At 65.1% G+C, this 12854-nt stretch carries 10 protein-coding genes and 3 pseudogenes; 10 read left to right on the top strand and 3 right to left on the bottom strand.

Annotation, left to right across the window (positions count from 1 at the left end):
• The first annotated feature begins 2 nt into the window (after positions 1–2).
• From JNX00_RS20525 to JNX00_RS20485, 9 genes and pseudogenes are all read left to right on the top strand, one after another.
• Positions 3–1178, top strand: coding sequence for an acyl-CoA dehydrogenase family protein (locus tag JNX00_RS20525; RefSeq protein ID WP_204743532.1), 1176 nt, complete (start codon positions 3–5; stop codon positions 1176–1178).
• A 191-nt stretch (positions 1179–1369) separates the two neighbouring features.
• Positions 1370–2584, top strand: coding sequence for an ABC transporter substrate-binding protein (locus JNX00_RS20520; RefSeq protein ID WP_204743531.1), 1215 nt, complete (start codon positions 1370–1372; stop codon positions 2582–2584).
• Positions 2581–3408 carry an ABC transporter ATP-binding protein gene (locus tag JNX00_RS20515; protein ID WP_204743530.1) on the top strand — a complete coding sequence of 276 codons (828 nt, stop codon included), beginning with the start codon at positions 2581–2583 and terminating at the stop codon, positions 3406–3408. The genes JNX00_RS20520 and JNX00_RS20515 overlap by 4 nt, the downstream gene beginning before the upstream one ends.
• Positions 3405–4121, top strand: a complete 717-nt coding sequence (locus tag JNX00_RS20510; RefSeq protein ID WP_204743529.1) for an ABC transporter ATP-binding protein — start codon at positions 3405–3407, stop codon at positions 4119–4121. The genes JNX00_RS20515 and JNX00_RS20510 overlap by 4 nt, the downstream gene beginning before the upstream one ends.
• Before the next feature lie 10 nt (positions 4122–4131).
• The gene (locus tag JNX00_RS20505; RefSeq protein WP_204743528.1) at positions 4132–5004 is read left to right on the top strand and encodes a branched-chain amino acid ABC transporter permease; all 873 of its coding nucleotides are present in this window, start codon (positions 4132–4134) and stop codon (positions 5002–5004) included.
• A 3-nt stretch (positions 5005–5007) separates the two neighbouring features.
• Complete coding sequence (locus JNX00_RS20500) at positions 5008–6084, top strand: branched-chain amino acid ABC transporter permease (protein WP_204743527.1); 1077 nt, start codon at positions 5008–5010, stop codon at positions 6082–6084.
• Positions 6085–6160: 76 nt separating this feature from the next.
• Positions 6161–6721: pseudogene (locus JNX00_RS22545) on the top strand (zinc-binding dehydrogenase); the annotation flags it as partial.
• Between the two features lie 49 nt (positions 6722–6770).
• Positions 6771–7169 (top strand): zinc-binding dehydrogenase, encoded by a 399-nt coding sequence (locus JNX00_RS22540; protein ID WP_345774093.1) that lies wholly within the window; start codon positions 6771–6773, stop codon positions 7167–7169.
• 1 nt (position 7170) lies between these two features.
• Positions 7171–7947, top strand: a complete 777-nt coding sequence (locus tag JNX00_RS20485) for an enoyl-CoA hydratase-related protein (RefSeq protein ID WP_204743525.1) — start codon at positions 7171–7173, stop codon at positions 7945–7947.
• A 475-nt stretch (positions 7948–8422) separates the two neighbouring features.
• On the opposite strand, the gene JNX00_RS20480 is transcribed toward JNX00_RS20485, so the two are convergent.
• Positions 8423–8593: a hypothetical protein gene (locus tag JNX00_RS20480; RefSeq protein WP_204743524.1), complete on the bottom strand. Its 171-nt coding sequence runs from the start codon at positions 8591–8593 to the stop codon at positions 8423–8425.
• A 4-nt stretch (positions 8594–8597) separates the two neighbouring features.
• Here JNX00_RS20480 and JNX00_RS20475 point away from each other — a divergent pair, with 4 nt between their 5' ends.
• The gene (locus JNX00_RS20475) at positions 8598–8816 is read left to right on the top strand and encodes a GSU2403 family nucleotidyltransferase fold protein (RefSeq protein ID WP_204743523.1); all 219 of its coding nucleotides are present in this window, start codon (positions 8598–8600) and stop codon (positions 8814–8816) included.
• A 75-nt stretch (positions 8817–8891) separates the two neighbouring features.
• Here the strand turns inward: JNX00_RS20475 and JNX00_RS20470 are convergent.
• A pseudogene (locus JNX00_RS20470) lies at positions 8892–9167 on the bottom strand (ATP-binding protein); the annotation flags it as partial.
• Positions 9157–10425: pseudogene (istA, locus tag JNX00_RS20465) on the bottom strand (IS21 family transposase); the annotation flags it as partial. The pseudogenes JNX00_RS20470 and istA, both read right to left, overlap by 11 nt.
• Positions 10426–12854 lie beyond the last annotated feature (2429 nt).

Here is a 12854-nt window from a genome sequence, read left to right as displayed (position 1 = left end):
CCATGAACTTTGAACTGACCGAATCCCAGTTGGACCTCCAGCGCCGGGCGCGCACCTTCATCGAGGCGGAGGTGCTTCCGTTCTACAAGGAGTGGCCCATCACGACCGCTGAATACAGCGCTGAGCTGACCACGACCCTGAAGCAGAAGCTCGCCGACTACGGCCTGACCAAGCTGATCGTCCCCAAAGAATACGGTGGCCAGGGCCTGGGCGCGATGGAGGATGTGATCGTGCTCACCGAGTTCTCGAAGTCGCCGCGCAAGATGCCGGGCGGTCCGTTCGCTCCCTGGCCGGTCATGTACAAGGCGCCCGAGCCCATCAAGGAAAAGTACCTCTATCCGGTCCTGGAGGGCAAGACCGGCTGGTCGATGTGCTTCACCGAGCCGGAAGCAGGCGCTGACCTGGCGGGCATGCGGACCACCGCGGTGCGCAAGGGCGACCATTGGGTGCTCAACGGCAAGAAGATGTGGCGCACCGGTCACCATGGCGCCTCCTACACGGCCGTAGCTGCGGTGACCGACGCGTCCAAGGGCTACCGCGGCATCAGCATCTTCTTGGTCGACAACGACACGCCCGGCTTCGAGAAAACGCGCGACATCCCCGTGCTGGCGCGCACCTGGGGCATCGAGCAGGAGGTGAAGCTCGAGAACGTCATCGTGCCGGCGGAGAACCTGCTCGGAGAGGAAGGTGCCGGGTTCGAGATCGCACAGCACCAGTTCAACCGCTTCCGCCTGCGCCTCGGCGGTCTGGCACTCGGCGTCTCGGAGCGCAGCCAGCAATTGGCGGTCGAGTATGCCCAGACCCGCGAGGTTTTCGGCGGCAAGCTCGGAGACAACCAGGCCATTCAGTGGATGCTGACCGACAACCAGTACGACATGGAGTCGATCCGCTGGAACACCTACTACGCCGCATGGATGGTGGATCGCGGTGGCTTCTCCGCAGCGCGCCTGCAGGCATCGATGGTCAAGGGCTACTGCATCGACGCCGGCCTGCGCGTGGTGGATCGCTGCATGCAGGTTCTGGGCGGTCGTGGCCTGGCGATCGATGACTACCCGTTCGGCGATTTCTACAACCACCTGCGCATGTGCAAGCAGATGGAGGGATCCACCGAGATCATGAAGATCGTCATGGCTCGCGAGATCCTGGGCCTGGGCAAGGGCAAGAACAAGGGCAAATAAGCCAACTGCCGGCGCAGCGTCCCGCTCAGCGCAGTCCGGGGCGCTGCGTCGGCGATGGCGACGAGGTTGGTCGATTCCCCTCTCATATGCATGCAGCGAGCACACCGGTTGCAGCCGCAAGAGGAAGAGGAGGGCGCCGCCAGCCAGCCTGTGAGCAGGCAGACAAAGTGCCACTTTTTTGGAGACAAACCATGAGAAGCAAAACCCCATTCGTCAACCTGCTGTGGATCCTTGCCGCGGGGCTGATTTCGTTCCCAGCGCTGGCCCAGAAGATCTACGATCCCGGCGTCACCGACGCCGAAATCAAGATCGGTCAGACGATCCCGTACAGCGGCCCCGCTGCAGGTTTCGCGCCCATTGGCCGGGCGATGACGGCCTATTTCCAAAAGGTCAACGAAGAAGGCGGGATCAACGGCCGCAAGATCAACCTGCTCTCCCGCGACGATTCGCTCAGCCCACCGCGCGCGGTCGACGAGACGCGCCGCATGGTCGAGAACGATGGGGTCTGGGCGATCGTCGGGTCGTTTGGCTCGCCGACCAACGCGGCGACCCAGAAATACCTGCATGCCAAGAAGATCCCGTCGGTTTTGATCAACTCCGGTGCAGAACAGTTCTCGGATTTCAAGCGCTGGCCCTGGTCGCAGGGCTTCCAGCCGAACAACCGGGACAAGGGCGCCATCTACGCGAAGTACATCCTCCAGAAGCACCCGACCGCCAAGGTCGGCGTGATCTACCAGAACGACGACTTCGGACGCGACTTCCTGACGGGCCTGCGCGCAGGCCTTGGCGACAATGCCTCTCGGCTGATTGTCAAAGAACTGAGCTACGAGGCCTCGGATCCGTCCATCGACACCCAGCTGGTCAGCATGAAGGGGGCAGGTGCCACGGTGTTAGTCAACATCGCGACGATCAAGTTCACGGCGCAAGCCATCCGCAAGATGGGTGAGATGGAGTGGAAGCCGGTCCACATGATCAGCGACGCCGCTGCGTCCATCAAGAGCGTCCTGGAACCGGCCGGACTGGATCGATCGGTCGGCGTCATCACCGTCGCATTCCGCATGGACCCGAACGACCCGGCGTTTGCCTCGGAGCCCGGGATGATCGAGTACCGCAACTTCATGGCGAAATACCTGCCCGGCAGCAACGCCAACGACAGCCTGTACTCGATGGGCTTCGTGATGGCCAAGCTGTTCGAGCAGGCCGTGAAGCAGTGCGGTGACAACCTGACCCGGGCGAATCTCATGAAGCAGATGACCAACATGCGCGGGGTCGCCGTGCCCATGCTGCTGCCCGGCATCACGGTCAACACGACGCCCGAGCACACGGTGTCCATCCAGCAACAGAAGCTGTTTCAGTTTGACGGCAAACAGTGGGTGCCCATCAGCGAAGTGCTGAGCTCGCGATGAGCGCGGTGCCCCTAACGACAGGGCCCTGCGCGGAACCCCGCCAGGTGCCGAAGGCGGCGCCGCTGCTGAGCGTCAACGACATCGTCGTGCGCTTCGGCGGCGTGGTGGCGCTCGACGGCGTGTCCTTCGACGTCCAGCCAGGACAGATCTGCGGGTTGATCGGTCCTAACGGCGCAGGGAAGACAACCTTGTTCAACTGTCTTTCCCGCTTGTACGCATGGGCCAGCGGTTCCATCGAGTTCGACGGAAGGTCTATCGAGAGCATGCCCCGGCACGGGATGGCGGGCGCGGGCATCGGTCGCACCTTTCAGAACCTCGCGCTCTTCCCGTCCATGGACGTCCTGTCGAACGTGCTGGTGGGGTGCTATGGCTGGCAGCAGCCGGGCTTTCTGGGCGCAAGCATGCGTCTTCCGGCGGCACGGCGTCAGGAGCGGGAGGCGCTGGAGAACGCGCGCGAGCTTGTCGAGTTCTTTGGCCTCGCATCGGTGGCGCATCGACCCGTCGGGGAATTGCCCTTCGGAACCCGCAAGCGGGTCGAGTTCGCGCGTGCGCTGGCTGCGAGGCCCAAGCTCCTGCTGCTGGACGAGCCCGCCTGCGGACTCAATCACGAAGAGGTCGAAGGGCTCACGCAGCTGATCTCCCGGGTGCGCGAGCAGTTTCGCCTGACGGTCCTGCTAGTGGAACACAACATGGGCCTGGTCATGGGCCTGTGCGAGCACGTGGTGGTGCTCAATTTCGGCAAGACCATCACCCAGGGGACGCCGGCTGCCGTTCAACGCCACCCCGATGTGGTCGCGGCCTATCTGGGCAAGGAGAAGGCATGACGGTGCTGCTTGATGTCAAAGGCCTGCAGGCCTCCTATGCGTCTTCGCGCGTTCTGCACGGACTGGATTTTGCTCTGCAGGAGCGGTCCATCACGGCCTTGCTGGGTTCGAACGGAGCCGGCAAGACGACCACGTTGCGCGCGCTGTGCCGCATGAAGGTGGAAACGCAGGGCAGCGTGACGCTGGCCGGAAGGCGTATCGATGCCCTCGACACGGCGGCGATCGTTCGCGAAGGTGTGGGGCATGTGCCGGACGGCCGTGGAACCTTCCTGGAACTGAGCGTCGCTGACAACCTGAGGCTGGGTGCCTACGTGCGCCGCGATGGTGCTGGCGTGGCCGGCGACATCGAGCGCATCTACGGCTATTTCCCGCGCCTGCGCGAACGCAGCGGGCAGCAGGCGGGCACGCTCTCCGGCGGCGAGCAGCAGATGCTCGCGATCGGTCGTGCACTGATGTCCAGGCCGCGGTTGTTGCTGCTGGACGAGCCGTCCTTCGGGCTGGCGCCGATCATCGTGGCCGAGATCTTCGACATCCTGCGCAAGATCAACGAGGCGGACGGCATGACGATTCTGCTCGTCGAGCAGAACGCCGCGCTGGGCTTGAGCGTATCGAGCTTTGCGTACGTGCTGGAGTCGGGTCGCATCGTTCTGTCCGGTGCCGCCAAAGACATTCAGGGCGACGCCACAGTGCGCCGCGCGTATTTGGGCGGATAGGAGTTCGCACGTGGAAGCATTCATCGACCATTTTCTTGCCAGCCTGCCCAATGGCGGCATCTATGCCAGCGTGGCGCTCGCGCTGGTTGTCATCTACCAGGCCACGCACCACATCAACTTCGCCCAGGGAGAGATGGCGGTGTTCTCGACCTACGTCGCCTGGATGCTGATCGAGGCGGGGCTGGGGTACTGGGCCGCCTTCGCGCTCACGCTCGCGCTGTCGTTCGCGCTCGGCATGGCGATCCAGTACTTCGTCCTGCGCCCGCTGAACAACGCCCCCAAGCTCTCCATCGTTGTCACGTCCATCGGCTTGCTGATGATCTTCCACGGACTCGCGGGATGGGTGTTCGGACATACCTTGAAGGCGTTCCCGAGCCCGTTCCCGTCAGATGCCTGGTACGGCAGTCCCAACATGTCGGCCCATGCGGTGGGCGCGGTGTTCGTGACCATGGTGGCGGTCGTCGTCCTGTTCCTGTTCTTCCGGTTGACCAAGGTGGGCTTGGCGATTCGGGCGGCCGCGTACAACCCGGATTCGGCGAGCTTGGTGGGCATCAGCGTGGGTGCGATGCTGATGCTGGGTTGGGGCCTCGCTGCGGCCTTGGGCGCGGTCGCGGGGATGATGGCCGCGCCCGTGGTCTACCTGAGCCCGGAGATGATGGGGGGCGTTCTGCTTTACGCGTTCGCGGGCGCGGTGCTGGGGGGCATCTCCAGCCCGATCGGCGCCGTCGTCGGCGGCATGCTGGTGGGGATCGTCGAGAGCCTGGCCAGCGTCTATCTGGTGGGAACTGAATTCAAGCTCACGGTGGCCCTGGTCATCATCGTCGGCGTGCTGCTTGTCCGGCCTTGGGGCCTCTTTGGAAAACCTGTTGTGAGGCGTGTGTAAGCCATGGAACGCAGTCCTGCCATTTCCGACGACGTATCGTTGCGGTCCGAGTCCGTCATCCTGCAGCAGGGATCCAATCCCAGCCGCACGCCTGCCTTTTCCTGTGCTTCGTCGCCCATCCGGACGTGCGCCATCGCCACAGTGACAACGGGCCTGATCGCGCTGGCACTGGCCTTCGTTCTGCCGGACTATCGGCTGTTCCAGGGCACTATGCTGATGGCCTACGCGGTGTCACTGCTGGGGCTCAACCTGCTAACTGGTTACAACGGCCAGTTTTCACTGGGCCATGGGGCCTTCTTCGCGATCGGGGCGTACACGGTGGCGATCCTCGTCGACCGGTACGAGCTCTCATTCGTCCTCAGTCTGCTCGCGGCCGGCGTGCTCTGCTTTGTCGTGGGCTATCTGTTCGGCTTCCCGGCGCTGCGCTTCGAGGCGCTGTATCTGGCGCTCGCGACCTTCTCGCTGGCCCTGGCGTTGCCCCAGTTGCTCAAGGCACGGCCGTTTGAAGGGCTCACCGGAGGCGTGCAGGGCGTGGCGCTGATCAAGCCGGACGCGCCGTTCGGATGGCAACTGACGGCGGACCAGTGGTTGTATTGTTGCGCCGTGGTGCTGACCGCCGTCATGTTCTTGATCGCTGCTGCCCTGGTGCACAGCGCCGTCGGCCGTGCGCTGATCGCGATCAAGGATCATCCGGCTGCAGCGGAAGCGATGGGCGTCAACATCAATCGCCACAAGGCCATCACATTCGGGATCTCGGCGCTCTATACCGGTGTGGGCGGCGGGTTGTCCGCTCTCGCCGTGCAGTTTGTCGCACCCGATTCCTTCACGGCATTCCTGTCCATCTCGCTGGTGATCGGGATCGTCGTCGGCGGCGTGGGCACCTTGAGCGGCGCCCTGTACGGCGCTGTCTTCCTCGTCTTCACACCGGTGTTGACCGATAGCATTTCCAAGAATGCGCCTTGGGTCGTGTATGGCGTGGTACTCATCGCGGTGATCTTCCTCATGCCAGCGGGCATCGCCGGCGGACTGCACAACCTCATCAGCAAGTACCGCGCATCGAAGGACGCTGCCCGTAACTAGACGGCCGTGCAGGTGCAGCGGCGTCCGCTTCCCCGCGAAGCGGGCGTCGCTTCATGCGGCATGCCAGAGGATCGACATGAAAGCATGGCTCAGTCATACGCCCGGCGGCCCGCACAGCCTCGCGCTGGAAGAGATTCCCGTTCCCGTCGCCGAAGGCAGCGACCTGCTCGTGAAGGTGGAGGCCGTTGGCGTTAACTTTCCGGACAGCTTGCTCTTGCGCGATCAGTACCAGGTGCGGCCGGCCCGCCCCTTTTCTCCGGGAGGGGAATTCTGCAGCGTGATCACGGACCTGGGCCCCGATGCGTCCGGGTTCAGCGTCGGCGACGTGGTCGTCGGACGCTGCGTGCACGGCGCGATGGCGCAATTGATCGCCATTGGCTCGGACCGGTGCCAGAAGGTACCGGCGGGAATACCGTGGACCGATGCCGCGGCCTTCCTCTTCGCCTATGCCACCGCTTACCACGCGCTGCGAAGCGCGGGAGGGTTGGTGGCGGGCGAGACCGTGCTGGTCCTCGGCGCGAGCGGGGGCGTAGGCTCCGCCGCGGTCGACTTGGCACGGGCCCTCGGCGCGCGGGTGCTCGTGGCCGTCTCATCGCAGGAGAAGCTGGAGTTCGCGAAATCGTGCGGCGCCGAGGCCGGGATCGTCTATCCGCCGCGCCTGGAGTCGGCCGAACAGAAGAAGGGCCTTGTCAGCCGAGCTCAAGGCGTTGGCCGGCGCGTCCGGCGTCGACCTGGCGCTGGATCCTGTCGGCGGCGAGTATTCGGAGCCTGCGCTTCGTTGCCTTGCCTCACTGGGTCGCTACCTCGTGGTCGGGTTCACCGCTGGAGTTCCCAAGATTCCGCTCAATCTGGTCCTGCTGAACGGCCGCAAGGTCATCGGGGTTGACTGGAAGACGTTGGTGACCCGAGAGCCCGCCGTGGCGCGGACCAACCTGCAGCACCTGTTCCAGTTGTGGGGGCAGGGGGTGATCTCACCGAAGGTGACGGCAACCTACGACTTCTCCCAGGTGCCCGAGGCGATCGAGCAGCTCGAGTCCAGGGCCGCATTGGGGAAGGTCGTGGTCAAGATCGATCACGACGCGTAGGGTGGAGCTCGCACAGATAGCGGAAAGACCGATTGAAATGATCCATATTCATCGCGACCTGGGCGTCCTCGAAATCGTCCTTGACCGGCCTTCGAAGCGCAATGCTTTGAATGGTGAGCTGTATGAGCAAGCGGCGCGTGCGCTCATCGATGTCAACACGGAAGGCGACACTGCGGCGGTTCTCATCCGGGCGGAAGGCGAATACTTCTGCGCGGGACAGGACGTCTCGCAATTGGCCGCAGGGGGGCCGAGGCTCCCCATCGAGGACCGGCCCGTCTTTCGGTTCATGCGCAGCGTGCTCCATTGCGAACGCCCCATCGTGGCCGCAGTGCAAGGGCCTGCGATCGGGATTGGCGCGACGATGTTGATGCTTTTCGACCTGGTGTATGTCGCCGACGATGCCTGGCTGTCCTTTCCCTTCTGCTCTCTGGGGCTGTCTCCGGAATTCGGTGCCAGCGTTCTTCTGCCGAGGTTTGTGGGATCCGGAGCTGCGACGCGTGCGCTGCTGCTGGGAGAGAAGCTCGGCGCGCAGGAGATCGTGGGATCAGGCTGGGCGGTGGCTGGTGGTTCAGCGGCGGCGACACTGGCCTCCGCGAAGAGTGCGGCAGCGCGCTTGGCCGGTGCGTCAAAACCGGCGATACAGGCCACGCGCAGGCTGATGCGGCAGGAGGACCGCGCGTCCTTGGAGGAAGTGCTGATGCGGGAATTCGAGGTCTTCGATGCTCTCAGGAACACTCCCGAGCACCTTGCCGTGATGAGCGCTTGGCGCGCGCGATAGGGGAGAGCCGGGATGCGTGCCTGCAGGCAGGAGCCCGACCCTCTCGGATGGTCGATCCGGTGGGTGCTGCGCAGTACATCGACGAGCAGTGGTCGCCCGACAAAGTGCGGCTGCGCTATGAATGGTTGTTCGAGCACAAGGTCGACGAAGTCCCTGTGTGACCTCGTCTGAAACCGCCCGCTCGAAGCGTGGCGGCAACTCGAAGTATGCCCGCCTACCGCGGGCATATGTGCTTCAGGCCACCGCCAGCGTGTGCGGCCTCGATGTTCTGAGCCAGCGCTTGGCGACCCGATGTCGACCTCGAGCGCCTTGAGGCGCTCGGTCACGAGCAGACCTGCAAGCCTTCGGAGCGCAATGCATGCGGTAAGAGCCGGCTCATGAGGCAGGTTGCGACAGAGAGGCAACCTCTCGGGCCAGCGCGAAACCGTGTTCCCACGCTTCCCCAATCCTGGGCACCAAGTCCCGCGGCACGCGCTCATCTTGTCGGATGAAGGACAGGGTGGCGCACCGAGCAGAGCTGGTTGCCACAGGTGGCGCTGTAGTTCAGGGTGAGCGTGTTGCTGTTGCGGTCGCTGATGGAGAGCAGCCGGGCTTTCTGGTTGGTGTCGGTGGCGGTGCCGTTGACGCTCTCGAACACGTAGCGCAATCGATTGGTTTCCGGTCGCCGGTTTGAGCAGGTCGTCGTCTCGCCGCGCGGTGAGATGGCTCTGATGCGCACGGTTCATCCCTCGGACTTCATCGCCGTGAAGCGCGAGCTGGCGGAGAAGCCAGGCCGAGAAGCTGAGAAGGCGCCCAAGGATCGGCTGCAGGCAGACGTTGTGCAGTACCTTTGGGAGGAGACGCTGTCGCACTTGGCGCCGGCGTCGTAGGCCGGGGGTGCGGCTAAAAACTTGGACTACCTGGAGGTAGTTCATGTATTCCTACGAAGACCGAATCCGAGCCTCCTGGCGAACCAGCGCTTCGTTGACCTCGCTGTGTGCGAAGTCGAAGCCGGCCAGGTCGCGGTAGGCGGGGAAGCGAGCCACCTTGAGCTGGTACGCCACCGAGCGGACCTCGCGCTCGGCGGTCTCGGCCTTGAGCAACTGGGACAGGATGGGCTGGGCAGCCGTGAAGGCCGGTGCGCCTTGCTCGGCCAGTTCAGAGACGGCCTGGGCCATGCCATGCATCTTGAGCTCGCGCAGCATGATCACGACGGCAGCGATGGCGGGGTCATGACGCATGGCGAGCCTCCCGCAGGCGGTCGTAGCGCACGACGTTGGACTGTGGCTCCACCACTAGGCGCAGCGCCTGCGGCGCGGTGACCGCACGCACCGCGCCCTTGCCATCGAGCAAGCGGTGCAACACGTTGAGCACGTGGGTCTTGGTGGGTGCGCCCGCCTCCAGGGCGAGCTCCACAGCGGCCAGAACGGCCTGCTCGTCGTGGTGCAGCACCAGGACCAGGATCTCCACCATCTCCCGATCCCCGCCGGGCTGCTTGAGCAGCGCGGCCTGCAGCCGCTTGAACCCGGCGGGCAACTGCTCGAAGGGCGCGCCGTTGCGCAAGGCGCCGGGCTTGCGTTGCAGCACCGCCAGGTAGTGGCGCCAGTCGTAGACGGTCTGACCCAGGCCGTGGTGATGTCGCTCGATGATGCGCGGGTGCTCGCAGATCAAGCGCCCCTCGGCACACACGACGATCCGATCGGCATACACGCGCAGGCTCACCGGCCGGTTGGCGTAGGAGGCCGACACGCTGTAGCGGTTGCGCTCGAAGTGCACCAGGGAGGTGGGGGAGACTCGCTTGGTGTGGTCCACAAAGCCGTCGAAGGGGCGCGGCATGGGCATGAGTTGCGAGCGCTCGCGCTCCCACGCCTGGGCCACGGTGCCGCCCAGACGGCTGTGATCGATCTCGTGCCACAGCGCCTGGCAGCGCTGCAGCAGCCAGTCGTTGAGATCGGCGAGCGAGGCAAACGCCGGCGCTGATTGCCACAGGCGATGGCGGGCATCGCGCACGTTCTTCTCGATCTGCCCCTTCTCCCAGCCCGCTGCCGGGTTGCAGAACTCGGGCTCGAACAGGTAGTGGCTGACCATGGCGCCAAAGCGCGCGTTGACATCGCGCTTCTTGCCCTTGTGCACCCGATCCACCGCGGTGCGCATGTTGTCGTAGATGCCCCGCCGGGGCACGCCTCCGAGCACCTCGAAGGCGTGGTTGTGGGCGTCGAACAGCATCTCGTGCGTCTGCAGCGGATAAGCCCGCAGGTAGAACGCGCGGCTGTGGCTGAGCTTGAAGTGCGCCACCTGCAGCTTGGTGCGGGTGCCGGCGATCACCGCCCAGTCCTCGCTCCAGTCGAACTGGAACGCCTCGCCGGGCTCGAAGCTCAGGGGCACAAAGGTGCCACGCCCGGTGGTCTGCTGCTCGATCTGGCGCTGCGCATGCCAGGCCCGTGCAAAGGCCGCCACGCGGTTGTACGAGCCGCTGTAGCCCAGGGCCTGCAGATCAGCGCACCTTGTTCGAGCCACTTCTCCAGCGTTCTCTCGTCGAGCGTCACGACGACCCGCCCCGAAAGGCGCACGCGCCGGGCGAGGTCGATGGAGGTCGTCACAAGGACATCGACCAGAAGCACCGGTCCGCTGCTGCCGGGCAGAGACAGCGGCACGACGTCATCGGCCGCCGCATCGCTCCAAAGTCTCGACAGTGCCGGATCGGCGATCGATTCCGGCCTGGCAAGCGTCTCGATCAGCGCAAGCCAGAGCATCCTCCGCTCGGCAGCCGTGGACGGCACGACGGGACGCGCAGCACCCAGCCTCTCGATGACCGGCTGCATCGCATCGGTCCAGCCGGGAACCTGCGCCCAGATCGGGCTGTCGCGGAGGTCGGCAACGGCGTTGAGGCGTACCACCTGCCCGCCGATCTCGAGACACCCATGGCGCATCAGGAACCAGGCGAGCGGATGCTCCACCTCGATCTTGGGGTAGGCGTTCATCGTGCTGTGCCCGAACTTGAGACGCGCCTGGAACTCGCCCTTCGACAGACGCTCAAGGTAGTGCTTGCTCAGCCTCGCATTTGCAACGCCTTCCAGTCTGGGCAACAGACGGAAACCCGCCGGCATGGCCATTAAGCCGGGCTCCAGGTAGTTCCAGGACGCGGAGTTCGAGTGCGTGGTCCTGTACAGGCGACGACAGCGATCGAGCCAGTCGTTGAGGACGACAGATTGCCCGACGACACTGTCGTAGCTTCCGGGGCCGACATCCCCCTCTGGCAGCGGCTTCACGCCCAGTCTTCTGAGCGCATCCAGGTCTCGAGCATGCGTGCCCATGTCCACAAGCATCAGCCGGCTGACCGACTGATCGGCCTCCGCGACGATCGCGCCTGGAAGAAGCACATCGTCCTGCATGGTCCAGCACCCGTCCGCGCGCCTCACCTGGACGCGACCGCGGTGGGCCAGGATGAAGTCGGCACGGACTCCCGCCGGGGCTTCCCTGAGCATCTCCCAGAACGCGCGCCAGCCGCTGTCCGCCGCTGCGGGCGGCTGGCGGGGAACCGCGTGCAGCCGTTCCAAGAGGAGCTCGTCCCAGATCTGGTCGCCGAGCGGCCTCACCCCGAGCACCGCAGTCAGGATCGAACGGGCCTCGTGATCTGACTGAAGCCTCGCGTCGACCACGGACAGGCCCGCCACCTGGGTGCCCTCCGGCGCCAGCATGACCTGAGGGGGCGTCTTCAGCGCCCCGCCAGTGTCGGGGATGATCTGCAGGCCGTCGCGAACGCCCATCCACTCGAAGGCTTTGCAGTCCTCGGCGAATGCCTTTGCGAGTTTGAGCACCTCGACGGCGCGTGCCGCATCGGACGATGCAACGACGGCAAACCACGACGCGGCGCTGCATCGCTTGAGATTGCGCGCACCTTGCTCATCGGGTCGCGCAGCAAGCCGGTGCGCCAAGGCGTCCAGCCTCGCGGACCGCAGACGATCGTGGCACTTGGGATGCACGAGCCCGGCCGCGGTGCTCGGGCCCGCCAGTGACTGCCACTGCCTTGCCAGTTCCTCGCTTTCGCGAGGGTGTCTCAACAGCGCGGCGGCAGGTCGGAGCGTTCCCGTGGCATCGGGAATCACTGGCGCTGTCTCGATCGCCTTCCAGAGCGCCTCCACCAGAGGGGCTGCATCGTCGTCGCGGCGATCGAGCTGTCGCGGAAACGCGTCCAGCGGCAGTGCGGGATCGTCGTCCGTGCGAAGCGACGGCATCGTCTCGGCCACGAGAGCCGCAACCTCGGACATGAGCGCGCGATTCCACTCGCCGCCAATGATGGCATTGCGGTCGCTGTTCAGCTTCCAGGGCGCATTGAGGATGCCGCGCATGAACGTCGGCGTATGCGTCGGGAAAAAGGCCCAGAACCGGCCGGCCTCCTCGCGCCGCCCTTCGACCGGCACGGCCCACGCCACTGGGACCGAATCCCGCGCGTGGATGTGCGTCGCATCCGCCAGTGCCTTGGGGTCGACGACCCGGACCTCGCGTCGCGCCACAAGCCAGCGCGAGGTCTCCTTGCCGTCTTGCAGGACCAGCCACTCTCCGTCCGGCTTGACACCGAGCTCGCGCGCCGGCTGGTCGCCGTCGTCCAGCACCAGCTCCACGGGAACGGGAAAGAAGAGCAGGAATTCAGCCGGGAACGACCGGATCTCCTGCCTCAGGTGCTGAAGGGTTTCCTCGGATTCGACGCCGACGCGCACGACCGTCTCCGCCCACCCGAGGCCGGCCAGTTCACGGTCGTCGAGGCGCTCGCGGTCGTCCAGCGGCCACGCCAGCCGGAGGCCAGGTGCGTTCGCCACCTCGAACCTCTCGCTGAGCATTCGTCGGCAGCGAGGCGGGTCCAGGCGGATCGCGCCTGAGTTCCGGGTGAATAGGTCGATCGTGCCACCGAGTGCCAGAAGCGACTTGAA

Source organism: Hydrogenophaga sp. YM1 (genome assembly GCF_016903055.1).
GTDB lineage: Bacteria > Pseudomonadota > Gammaproteobacteria > Burkholderiales > Burkholderiaceae_C > Hydrogenophaga > Hydrogenophaga borbori.
The sequence above is the reverse complement of the archived record's forward strand: the minus strand, read 5'-3'. Positions and strand labels throughout refer to the sequence as shown.